Source organism: Rhodoferax sp. ZS1R8 (genome assembly GCF_056521325.1).
Genome location: NZ_JBWMBA010000119.1, coordinates 1 through 1,223, shown reverse-complemented (window position 1 = coordinate 1,223; position 1,223 = coordinate 1). Strand labels below are relative to the sequence as shown.

General features: G+C 64.4%; 1 protein-coding gene. It reads right to left on the bottom strand.

Annotated features, from left to right (window positions below; genetic code table 11):
• Positions 1-1,037 (bottom strand): IS66 family transposase (gene tnpC, locus AC097P_RS24290; RefSeq protein ID WP_479612985.1); only part of this gene is annotated, 1,037 nt, incomplete at its 3' end.
• Positions 1,038-1,223: the final 186 nt, after the last annotated feature.

Here is a 1,223-nt window from a genome sequence, read left to right as displayed (position 1 = left end):
CGCGAATGCGCCATGCACCCTGCCTCAGTCACGCCCAAGGTAAATGACTGCTTGTAGCCCGAGAAGTCGTCACACACCAGCGCACCCTTCCACTCGCCTAGGAAGGCGCGCGCATGCTCACCAGCCCGGCTTTCGCAGAAATCGTAGACCACCGCTTTCATGTCTTCAAACACCCCGGGCGCATAGGCCCACAGGTAAGCGCGATGTGTTTTCTGGTTGCCCGGCTTGAGCATCGCCACAGGCGTTTCGTCGGCATGCAGCACACGGTGCCCAAGCAGCTCCTGCCTCAAGGCCTCGACCAGCGGTTGCAACTGCACGCCGCACATGCCCACCCAGGCGCCCAGCGTCGAGCGCGGCAACGCCCAAGCCGGCTCGCGCAAAGATGCCTTCCTGGGGCGGTACAGCGGCAAGTGATTGGCATACTTGGCCACCAGCACCTGTGCCAAGAGGCCCGCCGTCGGGATGCCCTTGTCGATGATCTGCGCGGGCACCGGGGCCTGAATCAGGCTCTGGCACTGGGCGCAGGCCCACTTGCCGCGGATATGGCGCTCTACCGTGAACAGGCCGGGCGTGTAGTCCAGCTTCTCGCTGACATCCTCGCCGATGCGCTTCAAGGTGCAGCCGCAGCCCGCTGTGGTGCAGGTGGTGGATTCGGGCTCGTGGTGCTGGTCCACGAGGGGCAGCTCGGGCGGCAGCGCTGCGCGTTTGGGTTGCAGGCGGGGTGCGGCGTCTGTCAGTGGCGCAGGTGCGAGCGTTTGCAGCTCCGCCTCGATCGCCGCGATGTCAGCATCAATGGCCTCATCGAGCAGGCTGGCCTGGGCCGAGTCGAGTTGCTCACGGCTGCGGCCAAACTTCCACCGCTTCAAAACCGCCATCTCGTGCGTGAGCTGATCGATCTTAGCCTGGCGGTATTTGATCTCGCGGTCCTTGCTGGCGATGGCCTTTGCATGCTCGCCCACCTCAAGCATCAATGCCGTGACCACATTGCGCAACTGCTCTGCGCTCAAACTTGACAGTGATTCAGGGGCGACAACCATGCACGCAAGTGTGCCCGCGCTGATGCCTGGGCGCTATTGGCAGATGCCCCGATAGACAGCCCGCGCGGCTCGACGGTCCAATCAAACCAGCGTAATGATGCCGCCCTCACCAATGCGTTGCCACGGCAGGCCGAGCACCAGGGCATCGAGCTGGGCGCGGCTCAGGCTGGCCTGCATGGCCGCGCC